The following is a 24,653-nucleotide window of genomic DNA, read 5'->3' on the forward strand; positions in this document are numbered from 1 at the left end:
GCTAGGTGAGAGGTCTGACACATCCGCGGGGACGGCCCCGGAGTGGAACACGTTCCACCTCGCGGGACGGCCGAGGGGGAGGGCGTTACCCAGGTCACACCACCGGACGGTTGGCTTCTGCCACTATGGCTTCGTGACCGACCTGACGGACCTGACCGAACCGCGCGCCCAGGCCGAACGGGCCGCCCGCCCGGCCTCCCCGTTCGCCGAGCTGCTGGAGCTGGAGCGGCTGGACGAGAACACGTTCCGGGGCTTCTGCCACGCCGGTGCCCCGATGCGTGCCTTCGGCGGCCACGTAGCCGCGCAGGCGCTCGTCGCCGCCGGGCGCACCTGCGAGGAACGGCGCTCGGTGCACTCGTTGCACGGCTACTTCCTGCTCCCCGGTTCCCCGGCCCGCCCGATCGACTACGTGGTCGAGCGGGTCCGCGAGGGCATGTCGTACGCCACCCGCCGGGTGACGGCGCTCCAGCTGGGGAACGAGATCTTCACCCTCTCGGCCTCCTTCAAGCACTCCGAGCCGACCGCCGACCGCCGGCGCGAGGTGCCGCCGGTGCCAGGACCGGACTCGCTGCCCGACCCCGTCTCCCAGGGGTCCGAGCAGGTCCGCCGGGCGATCGCCGCGACCGGCGGCTTCCGCGACCTCGACGTGCGGTTCGTCCCGCCGGACGCCCCCGGCCTGCCGCCGGCCGTCCCCGGCCTGCTCCGGCAGTTCGTCTGGATGCGCACCGCCTCCCCGTTGCCGGACGGCGACCCGCTGCTGCACGCCGGCGCGCTCGCCTACCTTTCCGACCTCACCCTGGCCTCCACGGCCGGGCTGGACGTGCAGCCGAACTTCTTCCAGCGCACCGAACCGCCCCGGCTGCTGATGGCCTCGCTGGACCACGCGATGTGGTTCCACCGGCCGTTCCGGGCCGACGAGTGGCTGCTGTTCGCGCAGCGCAGCCCGTCCTCCTCGGACGGCCGGGGCCTGGCGCACGGCGAGTTCTACGACCTGGACGGCCGGCTGGTCGCCTCCGCCGTCCAGGAGGCGCTGATCCGCGACCAGTCGTAGCGCCCCGGGTACGGGCCCCGGGTACGGGCCCCGGGTACGGGCTCCTGCCGCACGGCCCCGGCCGTGACACCCCTGCCGTACGCCCCGGTCGCGGGGCCCCTGCGCCCCGGTGGCCTCCGGACGAACGGAAGGGGGACGGTCGGCGTCATACTCCTGAGCGGCCCCGGCCCGTATCATGGTGCGGGTGACCAAGGTTGACCTGTCACCACGGCCGGTGGAGGCGATGTCTCCGCGTCAGCTCGAACGCCGCGAAAGCCTGATCGCGGCTGCGCTCGCCCTGGTGAACGAGATCGGCGTCGAGCGGATGCAGATGAAACAGGTCTGCGAGCGGTCCGGAGTCGCCCTGGGGACGGCGTACCGCTACTTCTCCTCCAAGGACCACCTGCTGGCGGCGGCGATCGCCGAGTGGCACCGCCTGCTGCTGACCGACCTGGTGGCCGAGCTGCGCGGGCCGCGGGCCGGGCTGGGGGCCACCGACCGGGCGGTCCGGTTCGTGCGGGGAGGGATGCGGGCCTACCAGCGGCAGCCCGAACTCGCCCGGCTGCGGGTGGCCGTGGCCGCCTCCACCGATCCGTTCGCCAGCGAGGCGCTGCAAGGCATGGCCCGGGCCGACAGCACCGCCCTGCAAGCGGTGACGACCGAGGTGCCGGCCGCCGCGAGCGACCTGGTGCGGCACATCGTCGCCCACGCCTGGCAGGGCGAGCTGACCGCCTGGGTGACCGGCCGCACCACCCTCGGGGACGCCCGGCGGCGACTGGAGGACGTGGTGCGGCTGGTGCTGAACCCGTACGAGACGCGTTACCCCGCCCCGTACGAGGTCCAGTCCACCGGCTGAACCCGCGCCGGCCCGCCCGCCGGCTCAGACCACCGTCACCGGGTGGGCCACCACCGCGCCGAACAGGTAGCCCTCCCGGTTGAACACCGCCCGCTCGGGCTGGGTGTTGCCCCGGCGGTCCGTCGCGCGGGCGCGCAGCTCGTACCGGCCGGGCCCCTCGGGGCGCCAGTCGACGGTCCAGCGCGTCCAGCCGTCGGCCCGCGGCTCGTCGCGCAGTTCGGCGCGCCGCCAGGTCCGGCCCCCGTCAGTGCTCACCTCGACCCGGCGCACCGCCGCCGTTCCCGACCACGAACGCCCGTGCAGCCGGTGCTCGCGGTCCGCCGCCAGCCGCGCGCCCGCGGCCAGCTCGAAGGCGCTCTTGACCACCTGGGTGGTGAGCGGGTCGCTGCCGCCGGCCGGGTAGTCCGGGCCGAACATCCGGTAGAACACGGTGTTCCACGGCGAGTGCAGCGGATGGTCGGCGACCTCGATGCCGCCCACCCACTTGATCGAGGCGATGCCCACCCAGCCCGGCACCACCAGCCTGACCGGGGCGCCGTGGTCGGGGGTCAGCGGCTCGCCGTTCATCTCGTACGCGAGCAGCACGTCGTCCAGCGCCTTGGCGATCGGCAGCGGGCGGCGCACCGGGCCGTAGTTGACGCCGCCCGAGACGAAGTCCGGGTCCAGGCCGGTCGGCAGCACGTCCACCGCCGCCCCGGTCAGCCCGGCGGCCCGCAGCACCTCGGCCAGCCGGACGCCCCGCCAGCTCGCCGAGCCGACGCCGCCGAGCGCCCACGGCGTGCCGGGGACGGGCTGGTTCTGCTGCCCGGGGAAGTAGCTGCGGCCGTTGCCCGCGCACTCGATCAGCGCGCTGATCCGAGTGGACGGCAGCTCCCGCAGGTCGTCCAGGCCGAACTCGACCGGGCTCCCGGCCGTCGGGGCGCCGCGCAGGCCGCTGCCGAACAGCTTGAGGCTCCACGCCTCGGGGTCGATCAGCGGAGTGCTGGTGTGGTTGCGGACGAAGAACCGTTCCACCGGCACGTGCCGGCCGACGGCGGCGGAGCCGTCGGCGTCGCGGAAGGCGTCCCAGCGCGTCTCCGCGTTGGTGCCGTGCGGCACGAACCACTCGGCGGGCAGCGGCTTGAGGACTCCGGGCACCGGCCCGGGCACCTGCGCGGCGGCCACCGGGGCCGGTGCCGGGGCGGCCGGCACCTCCCCGGCCGCCGCCGGAACCGGAGCGAGCACCGGGACGGCGGACAGCGGCGTGGCGAACACCCCGGCGGCGGAGACCATCCGCACCACCGTCCGGCGGTCCACGCCGTCGGCGTGGGCGGCGTCCCGGGCGGCTCGCTTCGGGCCTGCTTCGTTCGAGGTGCGGACCTCGTCGTCCATGAACGGCGTTCCTTCCGTTTCTGCGTGGGCGGTTCGGCGGTGCGCGCGGCCACGGACGGGAGCCCGAACGCTGCCCCGGCCGGGCCGCTCACCCCCGACATGACCTTGTCATCGGAGTGAACTCCTACCGTTCCCGCTGTCGGCGAAACCCCGGGCCGGACAGGAGCGACCCACGTCACCCGCCCCGCCGCCGAGGACGGGGAGGGCCCGGACACCTGTCCGCCCGGCCGAACTCACCGGCGGGCAGCCGCCGGTGATCGAGGCTCCACCCGAACTGAGCGACGCACCACCGGAGTTCCTCCCCGTCCGGGCCGGGGACGCGACCCGGGCACGACTCCGGCGAGGAGCGAGCGGCCTGACGGGACGTAGGTCCCGACCCGCACTTCCCCGGCGCGCCGTCCCGCCGCTCGCGAAGCGAACTGGACATAGTGCGACATACAGCTTGAATCCGAGCACGCCGAGCGTGCCGAGCACGTCGAGGGGTCCGCCTGATGAGCAGCCAGCCGCCGCAACCCGACCAGCCCGAGAAGGAGCCCGACGAACCCGCCGCGACCCTTCCGGCCGACCGGGCGGTGTTCGGCATCGGTGCCGCCCTGGTGCTGGCGGTGGTCGCCTGGGGCGTCTTCGCCGAGGACTCGCTCGGCCGCACCTCCGACACCGCGCTCGGCTGGGTGCTGCACAACTTCGGCTGGCTCTTCGTGGTGGCCGCCGACGTCTTCCTCGTGCTCAGCGTGCTGCTCGCGTTCAGCCGCTTCGGCCGGATCCGGCTCGGCCGCGACGACGACGAGCCCGAGTTCTCCACCCTCGCCTGGATCGCCATGATGTTCAGCGCCGGCATGGGCATCGGCCTGATGTTCTACGGCGTCGGCGAGCCGCTCCAGCTCTTCGCCACCCCGCAGCCCGGCTCCGGCCTGGAGCCGCAGAGCGCGGCCGCCGCCCAGCAGGCCCTGGAGTTCTCGCTCTTCCACTGGACCCTGCACCCGTGGGCGATCTACGCGGTCGGCGGCCTGGCCCTCGCCTACACCACCTTCCGCAAGGGCCGGGGCAACCGGATCTCGGCCGCCTTCGTCCCGCTGATCGGACAGCGCGGCGCCGACGGCTGGGCCGGGCGGACGATCGACCTGCTGGCCGTGTTCGCCACCGTCTTCGGCTCGGCGACCAGCCTCGGCCTCGGCGCGCTCCAGGTCGCCGACGGGCTCGGCTACATCTCCTCCGTCCGCAACACCCAGAACGCCCAGCTGATCATCATCGCCTCGCTGACCGCCGCGTTCGTGGTCTCCGCGTTCTCCGGGGTGCACAAGGGCGTGAAGTGGCTCTCCACCGCGAACGTGGTGCTGGCCTCGCTGATCATGCTCTTCGTCTTCGTGTTCGGCCCGACGGTCTTCGCGCTGGACGCGATCCCCTCCTCGGTCGGCGGCTACCTCTCCGACCTGCTCGGGATGTCCACCCAGACCGGCGCCTTCACCGACGAGAGCTGGCTCGGCTCCTGGACGATCTTCTACTGGGCCTGGTGGCTCTCCTGGGCGCCCTTCGTCGGCACCTTCATCGCGCGGATCTCGCGCGGCCGCACCATCCGGCAGTTCCTGCTCGGCGTGCTGCTGGTGCCCAGCGGGGCGACGGTCATCTGGTTCTGCGTGATGGGCGGCACGGCGATCCGGCTGGCCACCACCGGCGCGGCCGACCTGGTCTCGACCATCCCGCAGGGCCCGGAGGCCTCGCTGTTCGAGATGCTGCGCTCGCTGCCGCTCGGCTCGGTGACCAGCGTGGTAGCGGTGCTGCTGGTGATGACCTTCTTCATCACCAGCGCCGACTCCGCCTCCCTGGTGCTCGGCTCGCTCTCCAGCCGCGGCTCGCTGCACCCCCGCACCTGGCTGGTGGTGGTCTGGGGCGTGCTGATGGGCGGGGTCGCGGCGGCCCTGCTGCTGGCCGGCGGGCTCACCGCGCTCCAGAACGCGACGATCCTGGTCGCACTGCCCTTCGTCGTGGTGATGCTGCTGCTGTGCGTCTCCCTGGTGAAGGAGCTCCGCGAGGACCCGGCCGCCGCCCCCTCCCGCCTCCACCCGCAGCACGGCCTGCGGGACGCCGTCCGGACGGCCGTCGGCGACCCGGACACACGCCGCTGACCAGCGCGTACGCCCCGCCCGGGGACGGGTGGGGCGTATGCGGCCAACCGACGTCCAACCCCCGCCCGGACTTCACCCGTGCGTACCGACCGTTCACGCCGCCCTGGGACTCTCCCTGTCATGAACGCCAACCCTCAGGCGCCCTACCAGGACCCGCGCTTCCCCCTGCCCCAACGGCACCGGCGGCTCCTCGCCGTCACCGCCGTCCTCGCCTCCATCGCCCTCGGCACCCTGGGCGTCGGCGCCACCGTGGAAACCGTCGAACACGGCCCCCTCGCCAGCGTCTCCGCCCGCAAGTAACGCCCGCCCCACCCGGCACCGCGATCCCCACCCCGGACGCGGTGCTTCTTGCTTTCCCGTCCGGCCCGTCCGGCCGGACCTGCCCGCGCGCGGGGCCGCCCCCGCTACGTGCGGGGGCCGGCCGGGGGCGGGATCAGCAGGGCGGGGCGGGAGTGGCGGCCGGAGCCGGGGGTGGGGTGGAGGTCGGGGGCCGGGGCGTAGCGGGCGGCCGGGGGGCGGAGGCGCCAGGCCGGCGGGCGGGTGGGGTGAGGGGTGGGGGTCATCAGGGCGAGGCGGTGGAGCAGGTCGAGGGCGTCGCGCCGCAGGGCGGTGCGGTCGGCGAGGTAGCGGGCGGGGAGGCCGTACTCGTCCGCGATGTCGCCGAGGACCCCGTCTATCAGCGCGTCCGGGATCGGGACGTCGCCGGCGACCGCCTCCCCGGGCAGCGGGCGGACCTCCTCGACCAGCCGCTCGACCAGCAGCAGCGCGGCCTGGGCGAGGGTGCTCACGCCGGGGAGGGCGAGGTCGGTGAGTTCGGCGGCCGGGTCGAGCAGGGCGACGCCCTCGGCTCGCAGTTCGGCCTCCAGACCGAGGAAATCGGCGACCGCCGCCGGGTCGCGGAGCCGGTGCTCGTGCAGCCAGGCCCGGTGGCCCTCGGGAAGGTCGGCGGCCAGGACGGCGGGCGTCTCGGCCAGCAGGCGGCGGACGGCGGTGGCGGGTTCGGCCTCGGCGGCGCGGCGGATCAGGTCGGCGGCGTCGTCGGCGAGGGCGGGCGGGCCGGCCGGGACGGCGCGGGCCAGTTCGCGGTCCACGGTCAGGACGAAGGAGTCGTCGGCCGGGTCGGCGGGCAGCTCGCCGAGCACCTGCCAGTCGGCCAGTGCGGCCAGCGCCATGGCCAGGTCGGCCGGTTCGGCGGTGAGTTCGGGGGCGGCGGCGCGCATCGCGTCGAGCAGTCTCCGGTAGCCGAGCTTCTCCGGGGAGTCAACCAGCAGGGCCAGCGCGAGGGCGAGTTGGGCGTACCCGGCCGGGGTGAACGGCGCCCCGGTGGCGGGGTGTTCGAGGCGGCGGGCGGCGTCGGGGCCGAGGCCGGCCTTGCAGAGCCTGGCGTGCCAGGGGCCGACCACGAGACGGTAGCCGAGCAGGGCGTCGAAGCGCTCGGCGAGCCAGTCGCGGTGACGGCGGATCAGCGGGAAGCCGTCGGCGTGCGGGCCGGAGGCGGTGACCAGCGGATGGGCGAGCAACAGCCGTGCGGCGATGCGGCGTTCGGCGGCCGGGAGTTCCCCGCCGGAACGGTCCGGGGTGACCACGGGAAGCGGCGCCACCCGCGTGCCCTCGGGCCTGCGGTGCCGTCCCGGCCCGCCCGGCTTGGCACCTGACCGGACGACGGGCAGCGCGGCGTCGTCGCGCCGGGCGCGGCGCAGACCGCCCTCACCGCGGTCCTCTCGGTCCTCTCGGTCCTCTCGGGAGCGTACGGGCGCGGCGCAGTGCGCGGTGGGGCCGTGCCACCAGCTGACGCCGGGATCGGCGGCGGGCTCGGCGGCGGCGCCGAGGTGGCGGGCGGGGTAGAGGCCGAAGGAGGCGGTGCAGAGGTCGTCGGCGGTGCCGGGGGTGGCGGCGGCGAACCAGTGGGCCAGCCGCAGCAGCCCCGGGTCGGGCGAGAGCATCAGATCGGCGGCCGGAGCGTCCGGCGCCTGCGCGTCGTCAGCACCGCCCCCCGCAGCCTTCCCAGGTGCCCTGTCAGCGGGACCGGCTCCGCGTACGGCGAGGACGGCGGCGGCGGTTCCCCGTCCTGCCCCGCCCGTTCGTCCGTCCGGCCTGCCGGCGGCCACCCGGGTGGCGCCGACCGCGTAGTCCTGCTGATCCATGTCAGGGTCCAGCCTAGACGGTGCCCGGGTCACCCGACGGCAGCAACCGCCCTCCCGCGGAACTCTCCGCAAGAGCCCTCGAAGCGGCCGCCCGCCCTCCGTTCACCAACCGCCCCGTCATCCACCGTGCCCCACCGGGGTTACGCACCGGTAACCGACCCTTCCGCCGCCGGTCCGGCTCCCTTAAGGTCGATCGGGACCGACGCGACGACGGAGAGGCCCATGAGCGAGCGCAGCGAGGGAGTCATCGAGAGGTGCGAGTGGGCGGATGCCCCTGCCGGGCACGGCGAGGCGGGCGCATGAGCATCCGGACCACCACCCGGGCCGTCCTCGGGGCGCGGCTGCGCTCGGCCACCGGCCTGCTGGGCGGGTTCGCGGCCACCTCGGCGGCACACCTGGGTGCGATCGTCTCGGGCGCCTCGGTGCTCCAGAACGCCACCAAGCCCGCCCTGATGCCGCTGCTGGCCGCGCACAGCGTGGCGGCGGCCAGGACGGCCGAGCGGGAGGCGCCGAAGCTGCTGGCGCCGGCGCTGCTTCTGAGCGCGGGCGGGGACGTGCTGCTCCAGCTGAGGAACGACACCGCGTTCCTCGCCGGCATGGGCTCGTTCGCGGCGGCGCACGTCTGCTACGTGACGATGTTCGTCCGGCGCGGCGCGCTCACCGACCGCCGCCGGGCCCTGGTGGTCGCGGCCGCGTACGCGACGGCCTGGGCGGCCCTGGTCGGGCAGCTCTGGCCGGACCTCGGGGACCTGCGCGTCCCGGTGGCCGGCTACAGCCTGCTGCTCGCCTCGACGGCCGTCACCTCGGCAGGACTGGGCTGGCGGACCGGGCTGGGCGGAGCGCTGTTCCTGCTCTCCGACACGCTGATCGCCACCCAGCTGGCGAAGTGGCGGGAGCTGCCCGGCCACCAGTTCTGGATCATGGCGACGTACGTGCTGGCCCAGTACCTGCTGGCCGACGGCACCCTGCGGGACCAGGCGCGCGAGGAACGGACGGAGCCGCGGACCGCCTGACGCGGCACCGCGCCGCCGGTCCGATCGGGTCCGGCGGCGCGGCACGGGGGCGTGCGGGCGGTGAGGCCGTCAGACACCGCGCCGCCGCAGCAGCCAGAAGCCGCCGACGCCGCCCGCGACCAGCGCGAGACCTCCGGCAAGCTCCGCCGGGCTGCTCGCGACCGAGCCGCCGAGGCCGGTCTGCACGGAGCCGTGCGGGGCGACCTGCTGGCTGCCCGCGCCGGACTGTCCGAGCGAGCCGGCCCACTCCCCCGCGGCCTGGCCCCAGTCGCCGAGGCCCTTGTCGGCACCCTTGTCGGGGGTGGTGGCGGCCACGGTGGTGACCGTGACGCTGGTGGCGAAGGCCCCGCCGTCCGGGCAGGAGCCGTCGACCTTGCTGTCCCCGGCGTGCTGGCCGGCCAGCCGGGCGGACCCGGTGTGCTTGCCGTCGGGGCCCAGGGTGAGGGTCGCCGGCCCGCCCTCGAAGGCGGCGGAACGGGCGGTGATGGTCTTGGCGTCGGGCTTGTCCGACTTCTCGCAGGAGACCGTGACCGTCACGGTCTGGCCCGGTGCGGCCTGGGACGGGCTGACCGAGGCCGCGCCGTCCCTGGCGGATGCGAGGGGGGCCGTCAGGCCGGTCAGCGCCGTCGCGCCGATCAGGGCGGCGGCGGCCGTACGCATGGGGCGCATGCCGGAACCTCCGGGATTCTCGGGCGCAGCCGGGGGACTCCCATGTCCACGTGTTCGATCGACTGCACCCGGTCACTCACCGACGGTAGGCACCCGCTCGGCACCCGGCCAGCGCTCACGACCGTTCGGGTTACGGCCCGTGACCCGGCGTGACGCCCGCCGGACGGCTCACAGGTCGAGGTCGACCACGACCGGCGCGTGGTCCGAGGTGCCCTTGCCCTTGCGGGCCTCGCGGTCCACGTAGCTGTCGGTGACGGCGTCGGCGAAGGGCTTGTTGGCGTAGGTGAGGTCGATCCGCATGCCGCGGTTCTTCGGGAAGGCCAGCTGGCGGTAGTCCCAGTAGGTGTAGGGGCGGTCGTACTTGAGCGGCCGGGGCACCACGTCCTGGAGGCCGATCTCGCCGAGGGCCGTCAGTGCGGCGCGCTCGACCGGGGTGACGTGGGTGAGGCCCTCGAAGGCGGCGGCGTCGAAGACGTCCTCGTCGGTCGGGGCGATGTTGAAGTCCCCCAGGACGGCGAACGGACGGGACCCGGCGGCGTCCTCGGTGGTGGCCTCGCGCAGTGCCTTCAGCCACTCCAGCTTGTACTGGTAGTGCGGGTGGCCGACCTCGCGGCCGTTGGGCACGTAGACCGACCAGACCCGGACCGGGCCGCAGGTGGCGGCGACGGCACGCGGTTCGAGCTCGGGCAGCAGGGCGCCGTCGGCGAGGTAGCCGGGCTGGCCGGGGAGGTCCCGCACGACGTCGTCCAGGCCGAGCCGGGAGACGATCGCGACGCCGTTCCAGCGGCCGTTGCCGTGCGCGGCCGTCTCGTAGCCGAGCTCGCGGACCGCCTCGTACGGGAAGGCGTCGGCCGCGCACTTGAGCTCCTGGAGGCAGAGCACGTCGGGCTTGGCGCTCTCCAGCCACTCCAGGAGCTTGGGCAGCCGGGCGGTGACGGAGTTGATGTTCCAGGTGGCGATGCGGACGGTCACGGCGGGCGGCCTTCCCGGTGGTTCGGTGCGGACGGGCAAACGGAAGGGGTGGGCCCCCCTCGTGAGGGAGGCCCACCCCGAACATACCGTCCGGCACCGACAGGCCGGTCCGGTCAGGGCGCGGGCCTGACCACCGCGGCCGAGCCGCCGCCGCGCCGCACCGGTTCGGCGGCGGCCACCCAGCGCCCGTCCGGCAGCCGCTCCACACCGGTGGCGGCGCCGATCTCGCCGGCGTCGGCGAAGGCGTGCCCGAGGCCCTCCAGCGCGGCCCGCTCGGGCAGTGCCAGGAAGGCGGGCTCGGCCTGGGTCACCGCGGTGTTGCGCTGGCTGGCGCGCGGCGCGGCGATGGCCTGCTCCAGGCTCAGACCCCGGTCGAGCCGGCCGAGCAGCACCTGGAGGGTGGTGGTGATGATGGTCGCGCCGCCGGGGCTGCCGGTGGCGAGCAGCGGCTCGCCGTCGCGCAGCACGATGGTCGGGGAGATCGAGGAGCGCGGCCGCTTGCCCGGGCCCGGCAGGTTGGGGTCGGGGACGCCGGGGGCGATCGGGGCGAAGTCGAAGTCCGTCAGCTCGTTGTTGAGCAGGAAGCCCCGGCCGGGGACGGTGATGCCGCTGCCGCCGGTCTGCTCGATGGTGAGCGTGTAGGAGACGATGTTGCCCCAGCGGTCGGCGACCGTGAGGTGGGTGGTGTTGGGGCCCTCGTACGACTCGCCGACGGCCTGGCCGGTGTCGGCGCAGGGCGCCGGGTGGCGCGGGTCGCCGGGGGCGAGCGGGCTGGTGAGCGCGTGGTCGGGGCTGATCAGGCAGGCCCGGGAGGCGGCGTAGCGCTCGGAGAGCAGTTGCCTGGTGGGGACGTCGTTGAAGGCCGGGTCGCCGACCCAGCGGTTGCGGTCGGCGAAGGAGATCCGGGAGGCCTCCAGGAAGTGGTGGTAGTACTGGGTGCTGCTGTACGCCGGGACGTCGCCGCCGTCCTCCAGGATGTTGAGCGCCTCGCCGGTGGTGGTCCCGCCGGAGCTGGAGGGGGCGATCCCGTAGACGTCGTAGGCGCCGTGGGAGACGTGGGTGGGCGCCTGGTCGCGGACCCGGTAGTCGGCGAGGTCGGTGGTGTCGACCTTGCCGGGGCGGGCGTTGCGGGCGGAGGCCGGGTCGACCGGCGGGTGCTGCACGGTGTTGGCGATGTCCCCGGCCAACTCGCCCTGGTAGAAGGCCTTGACGCCGTCCTTGGCGAGCAGCCGGTAGGTGGCGGCGAGGTCGGGGTTGCGCAGCACGCTGCCGACCTCGGGGGGCTTGCCGTTCGGCAGGAAGATCCCGGCGGTGGCCGGGAAGTCCTTGAACCGGGCGTAGTTGTCGGCGGTCTGCTTGTGGAAGGTGCCGTCCACGACGAAGCCGCGCTCGGCGATCCGTTCGGCCGGTTCGAGGTTCATGGCCAGGGAGCGGCTGCCCCAGTGGCGCAGGGCCGCGTCCCAGGTGGCGGGGGTGCCGGGGACGCCGACGGACAGGCCGCTGGTGACGGCGTCGGCGAAGGCCAGCGGTTTGCCGTCCTCCAGGAACAGCCCGGTGTCCGCGGTGCGGCCCGCGGTCTCGCGGCCGTCGATGGTGTGCACCCGGCCGGTGGCGTGGTCGTAGTAGACGAAGTACCCGCCGCCGCCGACGCCGGAGGAGTACGGCTCGGTGACCCCGAGGGCCGCGGCGGCGGCGACGGCCGCGTCCACCGCGTTGCCGCCGTCGCGCAGCACCTCGATCCCGGCGGCGGTGGCGTCGGCGTCCACGGTGGCCACCGCTCCGCCCCAGCCCACCGCCTCGGGCACCTTCGACGGCGGGGCCGCGGCCCCGGCCGGCCCGACACTGGACCAGACCAGCGCGGTGGCGAGCAGCAGCGGTGGTGCGAGACGGGCCGGTGCCCTCATCCGAGTTCCTCCTGAGTCGACGTCAACTCAGTTGTTCCACAGGAGAGATGATCCGACAACCACCCCGCGCCGCTACCAACCGGTAGTTGACGGATCGGAGGAATCGGGGGCCCGGGGAGACCGAAGGCCCGAGGTCACGTTCCGGAGTCGATTCCCGACGTACGCGATCATGTCCTTATGTGATCCATATACGGTGAGCGGGCTCACCACGAACCCACCACAAGAAGGGCGCAGCTCCTCCGTGCATCCGCCGCCTCCCCCGCCCCTGCCGCCCCAGCTGCCGGCGACTCCCCCGCACCGCCCCTGGTGGCAGCACCGGGCGGTGCACGCCGCCAGCTTCCTGGTCTTCCCGTTCGCGGCCTTCGCGATCGCCTGGAGCTGGCCCAGGCCGCGCTGGCGCAAGATCACCAGCACCGTGGTGGCGGCGTTCTGCAGCCTGGTGTGGATCGGCGCGGTCATCAACCCCAAGCCCGCCGACCAGACCCCCGCGCCGGCCCCGGTGGTGGCCACGGTGAGCCCGTCCGCCACCGAGACGCCGTCGGCGAGCCCGACGCCCACGTCGGAACCGACGCCGGATCCGACGCCGACCCAGCCGCCCGGACCCGTCGAGACCCCGGCGGCCACACCCGCCCCGGAACCGCCCGCGCCGGCCCAGGCTCCGCCGACCCACGCCGAACAGCCCGCCCCGGCGGCGCCCAGGCCCACCGCACCGGCCGCCACGCACCCCACCGGTTCGGGGACCGGCGGCTCAGGCACCGGCGGCTCCGGCACCACCGGTTCGGGCTCCGGAGGCTCGGGCACCACCGGCTCGGGCACCGGCGATGGCAGCGGCTCGACGTCGGGTGGCTCCGGCTCGGGAAGCTCGACCTCGGGGGGCTCGACCTCGGGTGGCAGCGGTTCGGGAAGCTCCACGTCCGGCGGGTCCGGCTCGGGTGCCTCCGGCTCGGGCGGCGGCTCCGCCGGAACGGTCCACCCGGGCTCCTTCTGCTCACCGGCCGGCGCGACCGGCGTGACCAGCAAGGGCACCCCGATGGTCTGCGGCCCCGGCAGTGACGGCCGCGACCGCTGGAAGTCGGCCGGCTGACCCGGCGCGACATGGCCCCGGAAGGGGAACAGCCGACAGCGAACAGCTTTCAGCGAACAGATGATGAAATCTGTTCGCTGAAAGTTGTCGGCTGTCGGCTGTCGGCCGTTCGTTTCCCCGGCGCCTTCAGCGGGAGCCCGAGCTCCCGGGCCCCGCTACAGCGCGCTGCGCTCCACCCGGCGCCGCTTGATCGTCCGGAAGCGCCGCGCCACCTGCCGGGCCAGGTCGGCCGCGCCGACCAGGCCGGCCTCGTTGCCGAGGGCGGCGTGCACGATGCTGGCCTCCGGCCGGAAGCCGCGCCCGGTGAGGGTGCGGCGGAAGGTGTCCCTGGCCGGCCCGAGCAGCAGGTCGCCCGCCTCCGAGACCCCGCCGCCGATGACGAACCGGCCCGGATCCAGTGCGGCGGCCAGGTTGGCGATGCCGACGCCGAGCCAGGTGCCGACCTCGTACAGCAGCTCGGTGGCGGTCGGGTCCCCGTCCTGGGCGGCCTCGGTGACCAGCGGCCCCGTGATGCCCTCGACCGCGCCGCCCGCCCGGGACAGCAGCTGCTGCACCACCGGCGACTCCTCCGCGACCAGTTCGCGCGCGTCGCGCACCAGCGCGTTGCCCGAGGAGTACTGCTCCCAGCAGCCGCGGTTGCCGCACGGGCAGCGATGCCCGCCGGGCACCACCTGCATGTGCCCGAACTCGCCCGCCAGGCCGTACTTGCCGCGGTCCACGTAGCCGTCCCTGACCACCGCGCCGCCGATGCCGGTGCCCAGGGTGAGCATCACCATGTGGTCCTCGCCGCGCCCGGCGCCGAAGCGCCACTCGGCCCAGGCGGCCGCGTTGGCGTCGTTCTCCACGATCACCGGGAACCGCAGCCGCTCGCTGAGCGCCTCCTGGAGCGGCTCGTTGCGCCAGTTGAGGTGCGGGGCGAACAGCACCCTGGAACGCTCGGCGTCCACCCAGCCGGCCGCGCCGATGCCCACGGCGTGCACGTCGTGCCGGTCGGCGAGCTGGAGCACCAGCTCGACGATGACGTCCTCGACCACCTTGGCGCTCTTGCTCTTGTGCGGCGTGTCGGTGCGCAGCTTCTCCAGCACCTTGCCCTCGCCGTCCACCACCCCGGCGACCACCTTGGTGCCGCCGATGTCGACGCCGATGGTGGGCAGCCGCAGTATCCCGGCGGGCAGCGCGCGACGGCGGCGCTCGGCGCGCGGGCCGAGGCCGAGCAGGGTGGGCAGGACGGGCGGCCTGGTGCTGCCCTGGGAGCTCGTCACGGCTTCGGACGCTCCTCACGGGGGTCTGGATCGACGGGATCTGGATCAACGCGGTCGGGACCACCGGAGCCGGGACCACCGGCCTCGGGAACGGAGGGCCGGGCCAGCTCGTGCGAGAGCTCGGCGAGGTCGGAGCCGCCCGCCATCTCGGTGGTGAGCTGCTCCAGCCCGATCTCGGCCCGCGGATGGCTGCCCGCCATCCGGCCGCGCTTGAGCAGGGTGAAGTGGTCGCCGACCAGGTACGCGTGGTGCGGGTTGTGGGTGATCAGCACGACCCCGAGCCCGGCGTCGCGGGCGGCGGTGACGTACTTGAGGACCACCCCGGACTGCTTGACGCCGAGCGCGGCGGTGGGCTCGTCCAGGATCAGCACCTTGGCGCCGAAGTGCACCGCGCGGGCGATCGCCACGCACTGGCGCTGCCCGCCGGAGAGGGTGCCGATCGGCCGGTCGACGTCGGGCAGGTCGATGCCCATCTTCGCGAGCGCCTCGCGGGTGGTGGCGCGCATGCCGTCCGCGTCCAGCCGCAGGCCGCCCCAGCGGCGGGTGCCGCGCTCGGAGCCGAGGAAGAAGTTGCGCCACACCGGCATCAGCGGGACGACCGCGAGGTCCTGGTAGACGGTGGCGATGCCCCGGTCCAGGGCCTGGCGCGGGGAGTCGAGGCGGACCTCCTCGCCGGCCACGGTGTAGCGGCCCTCGTCGTGCCGGTGCAGCCCCGCGATGATCTTGATCAGGGTGGACTTTCCGGCCCCGTTGTCGCCGAGCACGCAGCTGATCTCGCCGGCCCGCAGGGTCAGCGAGACGTCCTGGAGCGCCCGGACGGTGCCGTAGCTCTTGCCGACGCCTTCGAGGGCGAGCAGTTCGGTGCCCGCCGGTTCGGCGCTCGTCGAAAACTCGGTGCTCATCGCGGCCCCCGTTCGGCCCGGCGCTTGACGTAGGCGTTCAGCAGTGCGGCCAGCAGCAGCATCGCACCGAGGAAGAACTTGAACCAGTCCGGGTTCCACTGGGCGTAGATGATCCCCTTGCTGACCATGCCGAAGATCAGCGCGCCGAGCGCCGAACCGGCCACCGAGCCGTAGCCGCCGGTGATCAGGCAGCCGCCGATGACGGCCGCGACGATGTAGATCAGCTCGTTGCCGACGCCCTCGCCGGACTGCACGGTGTCGAAGGAGAACAGCAGGTGCTGGCCGAGCACCCAGGCGCCGAAGCCGACGCCCAGATAGAGCAGGGTCTTCGTGCGGGCGACCGGCACGCCGACCGCGCGGGCCGCGTCCGCGTCACCGCCGACCGCGAAGATCCAGTTGCCGAAGCGGGTGCGCAGCAGCACCCAGCTGCCGACCGCGAGCAGGCCGAGCCACCACCAGACGGTGGCCTTGACCGTCAGCCCGCCGATGTTCACCTCGGAGGCGAACAGCCAGCGGCAGGCGGCGTACCCCTCCATGTCGGCGATCGACTTGGTGGAGACGGTGCCGGAGATCGCCTTGGTGACGCCCAGGTTGGCGCCGGTCAGCATCAGGAAGGTGCCGAGCGTGACGATGAAGCTGGGCAGCTTGGTGCGGCCGAGCATCCAGCCGTTGAACCAGCCGATCGCCAGCGTGGTCGCCAGCGAGACCAGCACGCCGACCCAGGTCACCGCGGTGAGCTGGTACGAGACCATCGAGGAGGTCAGCGCGGCGGTGGTGACCAGCACGCCGGCCGAGAGGTCGAACTCGCCGCCGATCATCAGCAGCGAGACCGGCACCGCCATGATCCCGATGGTGGAGGCCGCGTACAGCACGGTGCCCAGCGAGGAGACCCGCAGGAAGGGCTCGGCGACGACGGCGAAGACCACGAACACCGCGGCGGCGGCGATCAGCGCGCCCAGCTCGGGGCGGGCGAGGAGCCGGCGCAGGGCCGCCGGGCGGCCGTCCAGGAGGCCGTCCCTGGCGAGGAGGTCGGGGCTGCTCACCTGGTCCCCCTCGCGACGTACTCGGCGAGCGCGTCGGCGTCGTCCTTGGTCAGGATCTGCGGGCCGGTCTCGACGGGCCGGCCGCCGCCGAGCATGTTCAGGTTGTACTTGTACAGCCAGAGCAGGTCGACGCCGGTGTAGCCCTGGAGGTAGGGCTGCTGGTCGACGGCGAACCCGACGCTGCCGGACTTGAGCCCGGACACCACCTGCGTGCCCAGGTCGAAGGTGTCCAGCTCGACGTCGCGGCGGGCGTCCTGGACGGCCTGGAGGCCGGTGGCGGCCATCGGGCCCGACAGGGTGAGCACCGTGTCGATGGCCGGGTCGGCCTGGAGCTTGGCGGAGATCGCGGCGCGGGCGTCGGGCATGTCGACGCCGTTGACGTAGAGCACCTGGAAGGCGCCGCCGGCCTTGGACTGGGCGCCGGAGCAGCGCTGCTCCTGGCCGACGTTGCCCTGCTCGTGGATCACGCAGAGCACGTTCTTGCGGCCGCGCGAGGCAAGCTCGGCGCCGGCCGCCTGGCCGGCGGTGGACTCGTCCTGGCCGATGTGGGTGAGGGCGCCGAACTTCTGCGAGAACTCCTGGCCGGAGTTGACGGTGATCACGGGGATGCCGGCGGCCTTGGCCTTGCCGAGGACGTCGGCCATGGCGTCGCCCTTGGCGAGGGTGACCAGCAGGCCGTCGACCTTCTGGTCGATGGCGGCCTGGACGAGCTGGACCTGGTTCTGGGTCTGCGCGTCGTTGGAGTACAGGAAGGTGATGTTGTCCTTGGCGGCGGCCTGCTCGGCGCCCTTGCGAACAGTGTCCCAGAAGGCGTCGCCGGCTCCGGCGTGGGTCACCATGGCGACCTTCCAGCGCGGGGTGGTGACGGCGCTGCCGCCGGTGGCCGCGGCCTTGGCGCGGGCCTCCTCGGCGCGTCTGCCTCCGGTACTGCTGCAACCGGCCGCAGTGACCGCGACGGCCAGGACGGCGCAGACGGGCCAGAAGCGGCGGGACGGGCGAAAGCGGGTGATGCTCATCCCCATAGTCTCCCTGCCCGGTCCGTGCGCGATCGCACCGCCTCGCCCGGCAGCCCGAACGGCCTGGGAGGTAAGGTGCCCCCGGGGGACCTTTCCTGGTAGTTCGCTGAACATCTGGTCCGGACGACATCTGTCCGAGTGGCAGACTAGGCGCCGATCCGAAGGGGTTCATCACAAGAAAGTGATGTTCCTCTCAGGTTCCGCACAGATTCAGACGGCAACCGATCATCGGCTCTGCACCGTCTGAAGCCATTGACGTGCGTTCGGGCGAGTGGGGCCCGGGCGGCGTGCGAGCCGGATACGAGAACTCGATGGAACTGACAGGTACGCCATTCTTCATCCTCACCGTCATCCTGGTGCCGGTGTCCATCACAGTGGCGCTGCTGTTCTGGGGGAAGGTCGGGGGCCCGCAGCCGGTACGGTACCTCACCCGGATCGTCATGATCATGTTCTGCCAGGTCACGGCCGTCGTGATGGTCTTCGTGATGGTCAACAACGCCAACCTGATCTACGGCAACTGGGATGACCTGCTGGGCACCGGCGACCACGTCCGAGCGGTGCCCACGGTGGCACCGGTGGACCCGGCCGCCACCGCCCCCGGCCACAGCGCCGACGCGGCCAAGGAGCCGCCGAAGATCAAGCAGAGCTTCGGCGGCGTGAACGACCCGGCCGTCCCCGGCGACGTGCAGAAGACCGAACTCAAGGGCCAGGTCTCCGGGGTCGACGGCGAGGTGCTGGTCTGGCTGCCCCCGCAGTACAACGACCCCGCCTTCAAGGACAAGAAGTTCCCCGTGGTCGAGCTGATCCCGGGCTTCCCCGGCTCCTCCTCCACCTGGTACGGCACGCTCAAGGTCTCCGAGCAGCTCAAGCCGCTGATGCAGCAGGGCAAGGTCGCCCCGTTCATCCTGGTCTCGCCGCGGACCCTGCTGCTCGGCAGCAGCCAGGACGCGGGGTGCACCGACATCCCCGGCAAGATCAACGCCGACGCCTGGCTCACCCGTGACGTCCCGCAGATGGTGCTGGACAACTTCCGCGCCGACCCGTCGGCGGACCGCTGGGCGATCGCCGGCTACTCGGCCGGCGCGCACTGCGCGGCCAAGCTGTCGCTGGCGCACCCCAACCGGTACCGGGCCGGCATCGCGATGTCCGGCTACAACGACCCGGCGAACGAGAGGGACTCGCTGGTCGGCAAGGACCCGAAGCTGCGCGAGGCCAACAACCCGGTCAACATCCTGAAGGCCGCCCCGCAGCCGCCGAAGGTCGCCCTGCTGATCAGCGGCTCCAAGGGCGACGGCTACGAGGACGGCGAGGCGATCCGCGGCGCGGCCAAGGCCCCGACCACCGTCCAGGTCGAGGAGGGCAGCGGACCGCACACCACCGAGCAGTGGAAGAAGATGGTCCCCGGCGCCTTCCAGTGGCTGACCTCGATCATCCCGGCGCAGTAGCGCACGACCGTACGGGAAGGGCCCGCCGCGACCGTGGTCGCGGCGGGCCCTCGCGTTCGTCCCGGCCCTGGCCCGGGAACCGGCCCTTCCCTCAGGCCAGCTCCAGCGCCAGGTAGAAGTCCACCCGGTCCTCCAGCCGGGAGAGGTCACGCCCGGTCAGCTCCTCGATCCGGCCGATCCGGTACCGCAGGGTGTTCACGTGGACGTGCAGCTGCGCGGCGCAGCGGGTCCAGGAGCCGTCCGAGCGCAGGAAGGCCTCCAGGGTGCGGACCAGGTCCGCCTGGTGCTCCAGGTCGTACGCGATCACCTTGTCCAGCAGCCGGCCGCGGAAGGCGCGGCGCACCTCGTCCGGGACGGCGGCCAGCAGCAGCACGTGCGAGGCCAGCTCCTCGGGGCCCGCGACGCAGACCCGGCCGACCCTGGAGGCGGCGATCCGGCGGGCGTGCCTGGCCTCCTCCAGGGCGCCGCGCAGACCGCCGGCCCCGGCGGCGGGGGCGGAGACGCCGAGGGTGATCCGGCCCTCCGAACCGAGCCCGGCCTCCAGCGGGGCGAGCAGTCCGCGCAGGACGTCGGCGGGCACCGGGCCGTCCGGCACGGGCAGCACCACCACGGCGCCGGCGCCCGTCCCGGCGACCAGGGCGCGGTCGGTGGTGCCGCCGAGCGCCTCCTCCAGCACGGCCCGTACGGCGCCCTCGGGCAGACCGGTGCCCTCGGCGCTGAGCACCAGCCAGGAGTCCTCCTCCGCCGGGGACTTGGACTCGGGGCTCTCGTAGCGGGCGGCCATCGCCGAGGAGGCGTACAGGGTGCGGCTGATCTCGGCCGGGTCGGCGTCGCGGCGCAGCAGGGCGAGCAGCTCGTCGGCGAGGCGGCGGCGCAGCCGGCGGCCCTCGTCGCGACGGTGGCGCTCGGCGGCGACCAGCCGGGCCAGGTTCTCGGCGAGCTGCTGGCGCTTGGTGGTCCACTCGGTGACGTCGCCGGCCACCACCAGCACCCAGTCGGCCAGCACGGTGCCGGCCTGCGGTGTCTCCTGCTCGGCGGAGGCGGGGGCGGGAAGCAGCGAGTAGGAGCCGGCCGCCAGCCGGGCCCGGTGCGGGGGGCGGCGGCGCTGGCGCTGGGCGGCGAGATGGGCACGCACCAGCTGGTCGCGGTCCTGGGCGGAGAGCCGGTCGACGGGGCCGGCGATCACCGCGCCGGTCGGGGTGAGCACCCAGCAGTCCAGGTCGAGGTCGCCGCCGAGCAGGTCCAGGACGGCGTCCAGTCCGCCGCCGCCGGCCGCCGAGACCAGCAGGCGGTGCCGGTCGACCAGGGCCGCGAGGTCGGCGGCGCGGTCGGCCGAGACCTGGCGGCCGATGAACTCGGTGACGGTGCCGAAGGCGATGTCGTCGGGGACGGCCAGCAGTGGCATCCGGTGCCTGCGGCAGGCCTCGACCAGGTCCTCCGGCACCGGGCCGACCTCGGCCTCGCCGGCCGCCAGGGCCACCGCGCCGCCGGCCGCGAGGGTCCGGACGAAGCGCTCCGAATCGGCCGGGACGGTGCGCCAGAGCATGCCGGTGAGCACCAGTTCGCCGCCGTGCAGATAGCGGCCCGGGTCCTGGAGGTCCGTCGTCATCACGCCGCTGACCTGCCGGTCCAGCTCTTCCTCGGCCGCGAGCAGGCGCAGTCGCGGGGCACCGGGGGCGAGCAGGTCACGGACACGCATCCGCGGACTCCTTAACGGGGCTTGGGGGGAGGGACGAAGGGGTAACGATAGGACCTGACCGAGCGGGAGTGTGCCCGGTTCCGTGGCTCGCGCACCACGGCCGGATTACGGTCGTCAGTGGTACCCGGCGAACACCTGGGCTGCGAGGCTCTCCTCCTTAGAGGAACGTACAGGATGCCGGGCAGGCTCACCGCCGGGGCTTCATGCCATCGGTGACTGCCGGTGGGCCTCGTCACAGGGGTTCACTGGGCGACACTCCGCCGGGCGCCCGGCGGGCGACGACTTGAGGAGAAACCCGCATGGAGTTCCTTCGGCCCACCACCTGGGACGAGGCGCTCGCGGCGAAGGCCGGGAACCCGACCGCGCTGCCGATCTCCGGCGGCACGGACGTCATGGTCGAGCTGAACTTCGACGTGCGTCGGCCATCCGCGATCCTCGACCTGAACCGCGTCACCGGACTCGCCGAATGGTCGAACGACGGCAGCGTCGTCAGGCTCGGAGCCGCCGTCCCGTACGCCCGGATCATCACGGAGCTGTCCGGCCCGCTGCCCGGGCTGGCGCTGGCGGCCCGCACCGTCGGCTCGCCGCAGATCCGCAACCGCGGCAGCGTCGGCGGCAACCTCGGCGCGGCCTCCCCGGCCGGCGACGCGCACCCGGCCCTGCTGGCGGCCGGACGGGACGTGTCCGTCGAGGCGGCCTCGGTGCGCGGCACCCGGCTGATCCCGATCGACGACTTCTACACGGGAGTGAAGCGCAACTGCCTGGAGGCCGACGAGCTGATCCGGGCCGTGCGCATCCCGGTGGCGGACGGGCCGCAGCAGTTCTCCAAGATCGGCACCCGCAACGCCATGGTGATCGCGGTCTGCGCGTTCGGCTTCGCGCTGCACCCCCGGAACGGAACCGTCGGCACCGGCATCGGTTCGGCCGCCCCCACCCCGCGCCGGGCCGTCGAGGCCGAGGAGTACCTCCGGGAGGTGCTCGCCGAGCGCGGCCTGTGGGAGTCGGGCGAGCTGCTGGGCGCCGAGGTCGTCCGGCGCTTCGGCGAACTGGTGCAGGCCGCGGCCTCGCCGATCGACGACGTCAGGGGCACCGCCGACTACCGCCGGCACGCGCTCGCCGTGATGGCCCGCCGCACCCTCACCTGGACCTGGAACGACTACGGCAAGCAGATCAGGAGCGCGGGATGAGGGTCACGTTCACCGCCAACGGCAGGCCGGTCGAGGCCGACGACGTGTGGGAGGGCGAGAGCCTGCTGTACGTGCTGCGCGAGCGGGTCGGCCTGCCGGGCTCGAAGAACGCCTGCGAGCAGGGCGAGTGCGGCTCCTGCACGGTCTACCTGGACGGCGTCCCGGTCTGCGCCTGCCTGGTCGCGGCCGGACAGGCGCAGGACCGCGAGGTCCGCACGGTCGAGGGCCTGAGCGGGCCGGACGGCGAACTCGGCCTGGTCCAGCAGGCGTTCGTCGACGCGGGCGCCGTCCAGTGCGGCTTCTGCACGCCCGGGCTGCTGGTGCAGACCGACGCGCTGCTGGCGGAGGACCCGCGGCCGGGCGACGACGACATCCGCGAGGCGCTGTCCGGCAACCTGTGCCGCTGCACCGGCTACGAGAAGATCATGGACGCGGTGCGGCTGGCCTCGGCCCGCACGTGCGCGGGGAAGGCCGGTGCGCGGTGAACGCACGGACGATCCAGGGGCAGAAGAACCTCCAGGACATCAACCAGGCGTCCAAGGACGGCGTCGGCGGCTCGTCGCTGCGCCCGGACGGCCACCTGAAGGTCAGGGGCGAGTTCGCCTACTCCTCCGACCTGTGGCACGAGGACATGCTCTGGGGCACGGCGCTGCGCTCGCCGCACCCCCGGGCGAACATCCTCTCGGTGGACGTCTCCGAGGCGCTCACGGTGCCCGGGGTGTACGCGGTGCTGACACACGAGGACATCCCGGGATCGAAGTACTACGGCCTGGAGATCCAGGACCAGCCGGCCCTGGCCGTCGACCGGATCCGGTACCACGGCGAGGCGGTCGCGCTGGTCGCCGCCGACCACCCGGAGACGGCCCGCCGCGCGGCGCGGCGGATCGCCGTCGAGTACGAGGTGCTCACCCCGATCGTCACCGAGGAGCAGTGCCTGGACCCGGGGACGTACGGGTACGTGCACGAGCCGCACGAGTACAAGTCCCATGCCCACGGCAACATCTGCCACGAGCAGCGGCTGGTCTCCGGCCTCGGCGTGACCGACGAGGTGCGGGCGCTGGCGGACGTGGTCGTCAGCGGCGACTACGAGGTCGGCATGCAGGACCAGGCCTTCCTCGGCCCGGAGTCGGGCCTCGCGGTGCCCGCCGAGGACGGCGGCATCGACCTCTACATCGCCACCCAGTGGCTGCACGTCGACCGGAAGCAGATGGCGCCGGTGCTCGGCCTGCCGGAGGAGAAGATCAGGCTCACCCTGGCCGGCGTCGGCGGCGCGTTCGGCGGCCGCGAGGACCTGTCGATGCAGATCCACGCCTGCCTGCTGGCCCAGCGCACCGGCAGACCGGTCAAGATCGTCTACTCCAGGGACGAGTCCTTCTTCGGCCACGTCCACCGCCACCCGGCGAGGATGCACTACGAGCACGGCGCCACCCGGGACGGCAGGCTGGTCTTCGCCGACTGCCGGATCGTGCTGGACGGCGGCGCGTACGCCTCCTCCTCCCCCGCCGTGGTCGGCAACGCGGCCTCGCTCGGGCACGGCCCGTACGTGATCCCGAACGTGCGGATGCACGCCCTCGCGCTGTACAGCAACAACCCGTCCTGCGGGGCGATGCGCGGCTTCGGCGCGGTGCAGGCGGCGTTCGGCTACGAGTCGCAGATGGACCGGCTGGCCGCCGAACTGGGCATGGACCCGGTGGAGTTGCGGCAGCTCAACGCCGTCCGGCAGGGCGACCGGATGCCCACAGGACAGGAGATCGACGCGCCCGCGCCGGTGGCCGAACTGCTGCGGCGGGCCAAGGAGATGCCGCTGCCGCCACCGCTGGACACCGAGCACCCCGACCCGCGCCGGCTGCCCGGCGCGCTGTCCAACACCTCGCACGGCGAGGGGATCGTCCGCGGCGTCGGCTACTCGGTCGGCATCAAGAACGTCGGCTTCTCCGAGGGCTTCGACGACTACTCCACCGCCCGGGTGCGGCTGGAGGTGATCGGCGGCGAGCCGGTCGCCACGGTGCACACCGCGATGGCCGAGGTCGGCCAGGGCGGCGTCACGGTGCACGCCCAGATCGCCCGCACCGAGCTGGGCGTCGAGCAGGTCACCATCCAGCCGGCGAACACCGAGGTGGGGTCGGCCGGTTCGACCTCGGCCTCGCGCCAGACGTACATGACCGGCGGCGCGGTCAAGGTGGCCGCCGAGGCGGTGCGCCGGGAACTGTTCGACCGCGGCCGCCGGCGCTACGGCTGGACCCACGACGACCTGGCGCTGGCCGGCGGGAAGGTGGTCTCGGAGCACGCCGGTGTGCTGGTCCCCATGGCGGACCTGCTCGGCGACGAGACCATCGACCTCACCCGCGAGTACCGCCACCGGCCCACCCAGCCCTTCGACAAGGAGACCGGCCAGGGCTTCGGCCACGTCCAGTACACCTTCTGCGCCAACCGCGCGGTGGTGGACGTGGACGTGGAGCTGGGCCTGGTCAAGGTGGTCGAGCTGACCGCCGTCCAGGACGTCGGCAAGGCGCTCAACCCGCTCTCCGTGGTCGGCCAGATCCAGGGCGGCTGCACCCAGGCGCTGGGCCTCGCGGTGATGGAGGAGATCATCGTGCGGGACGGCAGGGTGCGCAACGCCTCCTTCACCGACTACCTGATCCCCACCATCCTGGACACCCCGCCGATCCCGGTGGAACTGCTCGAACTGCCCGACCCCAACGCGCCGTACGGGCTGCGCGGGGTCGGCGAGGCGCCGACCGTCTCGGCGACGCCGTCCATCGTGGCGGCCATCCGCAACGCCACCGGGCTGGCGCTCAACCGGATCCCGGTCCGGCCGGAGCACCTGACCACCGAACGTCCGGGCTGAGTCCGCCGGTCGGCACTTCCCGAGGCCCTGCCCTGTCCTCTCCTGTCCTGCTCTGCTCCTGTCCGGCCTTGTCCTGCTCTGCTCC

The 24,653-nt window shown here is 73.7% G+C and carries 20 protein-coding genes; 10 read left to right on the plus strand and 10 right to left on the minus strand.

Annotated features, from left to right (window positions below; all coding sequences use genetic code 11):
• The first annotated feature begins 133 nt into the window (after positions 1 to 133).
• Both ACIQOW_RS23665 and ACIQOW_RS23670 read left to right on the plus strand, forming a co-directional pair.
• The gene (locus ACIQOW_RS23665) at positions 134 to 1,051 is read left to right on the plus strand and encodes an acyl-CoA thioesterase (protein WP_401087982.1); all 918 of its coding nucleotides are present in this window, start codon (positions 134 to 136) and stop codon (positions 1,049 to 1,051) included.
• 184 nt (positions 1,052 to 1,235) lie between these two features.
• Positions 1,236 to 1,886, plus strand: a complete 651-nt coding sequence (locus ACIQOW_RS23670; protein ID WP_401087984.1) for a TetR/AcrR family transcriptional regulator — start codon at positions 1,236 to 1,238, stop codon at positions 1,884 to 1,886.
• A gap of 24 nt (positions 1,887 to 1,910) precedes the next feature.
• Here the strand turns inward: ACIQOW_RS23670 and ACIQOW_RS23675 are convergent, their stop codons facing one another.
• Positions 1,911 to 3,257, minus strand: coding sequence for a sulfite oxidase (locus tag ACIQOW_RS23675; RefSeq protein WP_401087985.1), 1,347 nt, complete (start codon positions 3,255 to 3,257; stop codon positions 1,911 to 1,913).
• 491 nt (positions 3,258 to 3,748) lie between these two features.
• Here ACIQOW_RS23675 and ACIQOW_RS23680 point away from each other — a divergent pair, with 491 nt between their 5' ends.
• Entirely contained in the window at positions 3,749 to 5,380 is a 1,632-nt protein-coding gene (locus tag ACIQOW_RS23680; RefSeq protein WP_401087987.1) for a BCCT family transporter, read from the plus strand.
• 120 nt (positions 5,381 to 5,500) lie between these two features.
• Entirely contained in the window at positions 5,501 to 5,680 is a 180-nt protein-coding gene (locus ACIQOW_RS23685) for a hypothetical protein (protein ID WP_188300651.1), read from the plus strand.
• Between the two features lie 104 nt (positions 5,681 to 5,784).
• On the opposite strand, the gene ACIQOW_RS23690 is transcribed toward ACIQOW_RS23685, so the two are convergent.
• A complete protein-coding gene (locus ACIQOW_RS23690; RefSeq protein ID WP_401087989.1) occupies positions 5,785 to 7,524 on the minus strand; it encodes a DUF2398 family protein in 1,740 nt (579 codons plus the stop codon).
• A 299-nt stretch (positions 7,525 to 7,823) separates the two neighbouring features.
• Here ACIQOW_RS23690 and ACIQOW_RS23695 point away from each other — a divergent pair, with 299 nt between their 5' ends.
• Entirely contained in the window at positions 7,824 to 8,537 is a 714-nt protein-coding gene (locus ACIQOW_RS23695) for a lysoplasmalogenase (protein ID WP_401087991.1), read from the plus strand.
• A 69-nt stretch (positions 8,538 to 8,606) separates the two neighbouring features.
• Here ACIQOW_RS23695 and ACIQOW_RS23700 read toward each other — a convergent pair whose 3' ends face one another.
• The 3 genes from ACIQOW_RS23700 to ggt all read right to left on the minus strand — a co-directional run bounded on the left by ACIQOW_RS23700 (position 8,607) and on the right by ggt (position 12,082).
• The gene (locus ACIQOW_RS23700) at positions 8,607 to 9,206 is read right to left on the minus strand and encodes a hypothetical protein (protein WP_401087993.1); all 600 of its coding nucleotides are present in this window, start codon (positions 9,204 to 9,206) and stop codon (positions 8,607 to 8,609) included.
• A gap of 168 nt (positions 9,207 to 9,374) precedes the next feature.
• Positions 9,375 to 10,178: an exodeoxyribonuclease III gene (locus ACIQOW_RS23705; RefSeq protein ID WP_401087995.1), complete on the minus strand. Its 804-nt coding sequence runs from the start codon at positions 10,176 to 10,178 to the stop codon at positions 9,375 to 9,377.
• Positions 10,179 to 10,291: 113 nt separating this feature from the next.
• Positions 10,292 to 12,082: a gamma-glutamyltransferase gene (ggt, locus tag ACIQOW_RS23710; protein WP_401087996.1), complete on the minus strand. Its 1,791-nt coding sequence runs from the start codon at positions 12,080 to 12,082 to the stop codon at positions 10,292 to 10,294.
• A gap of 322 nt (positions 12,083 to 12,404) precedes the next feature.
• Here ggt and ACIQOW_RS23715 point away from each other — a divergent pair, with 322 nt between their 5' ends.
• Complete coding sequence (locus tag ACIQOW_RS23715; protein ID WP_401087998.1) at positions 12,405 to 13,166, plus strand: hypothetical protein; 762 nt, start codon at positions 12,405 to 12,407, stop codon at positions 13,164 to 13,166.
• Positions 13,167 to 13,321: 155 nt separating this feature from the next.
• Here the strand turns inward: ACIQOW_RS23715 and ACIQOW_RS23720 are convergent, their stop codons facing one another.
• Genes ACIQOW_RS23720 through ACIQOW_RS23735 form a run of 4 tightly spaced genes read right to left on the minus strand, consistent with a single transcriptional unit; the run spans position 13,322 to position 17,389 of the window.
• Positions 13,322 to 14,428 carry an ROK family glucokinase gene (locus ACIQOW_RS23720; protein ID WP_401088000.1) on the minus strand — a complete coding sequence of 369 codons (1,107 nt, stop codon included), beginning with the start codon at positions 14,426 to 14,428 and terminating at the stop codon, positions 13,322 to 13,324.
• Positions 14,425 to 15,330 carry an ATP-binding cassette domain-containing protein gene (locus ACIQOW_RS23725; protein WP_401088003.1) on the minus strand — a complete coding sequence of 302 codons (906 nt, stop codon included), beginning with the start codon at positions 15,328 to 15,330 and terminating at the stop codon, positions 14,425 to 14,427. Before ACIQOW_RS23725 ends, ACIQOW_RS23720 begins: the two co-directional genes overlap by 4 nt.
• Complete coding sequence (locus tag ACIQOW_RS23730; RefSeq protein WP_401088005.1) at positions 15,327 to 16,373, minus strand: ABC transporter permease; 1,047 nt, start codon at positions 16,371 to 16,373, stop codon at positions 15,327 to 15,329. The genes ACIQOW_RS23725 and ACIQOW_RS23730 overlap by 4 nt, the downstream gene beginning before the upstream one ends.
• A complete protein-coding gene (locus ACIQOW_RS23735) occupies positions 16,370 to 17,389 on the minus strand; it encodes a sugar ABC transporter substrate-binding protein (RefSeq protein WP_401088007.1) in 1,020 nt (339 codons plus the stop codon). The genes ACIQOW_RS23730 and ACIQOW_RS23735 overlap by 4 nt, the downstream gene beginning before the upstream one ends.
• 311 nt (positions 17,390 to 17,700) lie before the next feature.
• On the opposite strand from ACIQOW_RS23735, the gene ACIQOW_RS23740 reads away from it, so the two are divergent.
• Positions 17,701 to 18,834 carry an alpha/beta hydrolase gene (locus tag ACIQOW_RS23740; RefSeq protein ID WP_401088009.1) on the plus strand — a complete coding sequence of 378 codons (1,134 nt, stop codon included), beginning with the start codon at positions 17,701 to 17,703 and terminating at the stop codon, positions 18,832 to 18,834.
• Between the two features lie 91 nt (positions 18,835 to 18,925).
• Here ACIQOW_RS23740 and ACIQOW_RS23745 read toward each other — a convergent pair whose 3' ends face one another.
• Positions 18,926 to 20,533, minus strand: coding sequence for a PucR family transcriptional regulator (locus ACIQOW_RS23745; protein ID WP_401088011.1), 1,608 nt, complete (start codon positions 20,531 to 20,533; stop codon positions 18,926 to 18,928).
• Between the two features lie 299 nt (positions 20,534 to 20,832).
• Between ACIQOW_RS23745 and ACIQOW_RS23750 the strand changes: the two genes are divergently transcribed.
• Genes ACIQOW_RS23750 through pucD form a run of 3 tightly spaced genes read left to right on the plus strand, consistent with a single transcriptional unit; the run spans position 20,833 to position 24,568 of the window.
• On the plus strand, positions 20,833 to 21,720 hold the full coding sequence (locus ACIQOW_RS23750; protein ID WP_401088013.1) for an FAD binding domain-containing protein: 888 nt from the start codon (positions 20,833 to 20,835) through the stop codon (positions 21,718 to 21,720).
• Positions 21,717 to 22,205, plus strand: coding sequence for a (2Fe-2S)-binding protein (locus ACIQOW_RS23755; protein ID WP_401088015.1), 489 nt, complete (start codon positions 21,717 to 21,719; stop codon positions 22,203 to 22,205). Before ACIQOW_RS23750 ends, ACIQOW_RS23755 begins: the two co-directional genes overlap by 4 nt.
• Positions 22,202 to 24,568: a xanthine dehydrogenase subunit D gene (gene pucD, locus ACIQOW_RS23760; protein WP_401088017.1), complete on the plus strand. Its 2,367-nt coding sequence runs from the start codon at positions 22,202 to 22,204 to the stop codon at positions 24,566 to 24,568. Before ACIQOW_RS23755 ends, pucD begins: the two co-directional genes overlap by 4 nt.
• The last annotated feature ends 85 nt before the right edge of the window (positions 24,569 to 24,653 follow it).

Origin of the sequence: Kitasatospora sp. NPDC091335, from assembly GCF_044757205.1 — a bacterium.
In the GTDB taxonomy this organism is placed as follows: Bacteria; Actinomycetota; Actinomycetes; order Streptomycetales; family Streptomycetaceae; genus Kitasatospora.

Bases quoted from the DNA above. Each gene is read 5' to 3' on its own strand.
- ACIQOW_RS23675 (WP_401087985.1), bottom strand. From the start codon at position 3,257: ATGGACGACGAGGTCCGCACCTCGAACGAAGCAGGCCCGAAGCGAGCC.
- ACIQOW_RS23680 (WP_401087987.1), top strand. From the start codon at position 3,749: ATGAGCAGCCAGCCGCCGCAACCCGACCAGCCCGAGAAGGAGCCCGAC.
- ACIQOW_RS23685 (WP_188300651.1), top strand. From the start codon at position 5,501: ATGAACGCCAACCCTCAGGCGCCCTACCAGGACCCGCGCTTCCCCCTG.
- ACIQOW_RS23690 (WP_401087989.1), bottom strand. From the start codon at position 7,524: ATGGATCAGCAGGACTACGCGGTCGGCGCCACCCGGGTGGCCGCCGGC.
- ACIQOW_RS23695 (WP_401087991.1), top strand. From the start codon at position 7,824: ATGAGCATCCGGACCACCACCCGGGCCGTCCTCGGGGCGCGGCTGCGC.
- ACIQOW_RS23700 (WP_401087993.1), bottom strand. From the start codon at position 9,206: ATGCGCCCCATGCGTACGGCCGCCGCCGCCCTGATCGGCGCGACGGCG.
- ggt (WP_401087996.1), bottom strand. From the start codon at position 12,082: ATGAGGGCACCGGCCCGTCTCGCACCACCGCTGCTGCTCGCCACCGCG.
- ACIQOW_RS23725 (WP_401088003.1), bottom strand. From the start codon at position 15,330: ATGAGCACCGAGTTTTCGACGAGCGCCGAACCGGCGGGCACCGAACTG.
- ACIQOW_RS23735 (WP_401088007.1), bottom strand. From the start codon at position 17,389: ATGAGCATCACCCGCTTTCGCCCGTCCCGCCGCTTCTGGCCCGTCTGC.
- ACIQOW_RS23740 (WP_401088009.1), top strand. From the start codon at position 17,701: ATGGAACTGACAGGTACGCCATTCTTCATCCTCACCGTCATCCTGGTG.
- ACIQOW_RS23745 (WP_401088011.1), bottom strand. From the start codon at position 20,533: ATGCGTGTCCGTGACCTGCTCGCCCCCGGTGCCCCGCGACTGCGCCTG.
- ACIQOW_RS23750 (WP_401088013.1), top strand. From the start codon at position 20,833: ATGGAGTTCCTTCGGCCCACCACCTGGGACGAGGCGCTCGCGGCGAAG.
- ACIQOW_RS23755 (WP_401088015.1), top strand. From the start codon at position 21,717: ATGAGGGTCACGTTCACCGCCAACGGCAGGCCGGTCGAGGCCGACGAC.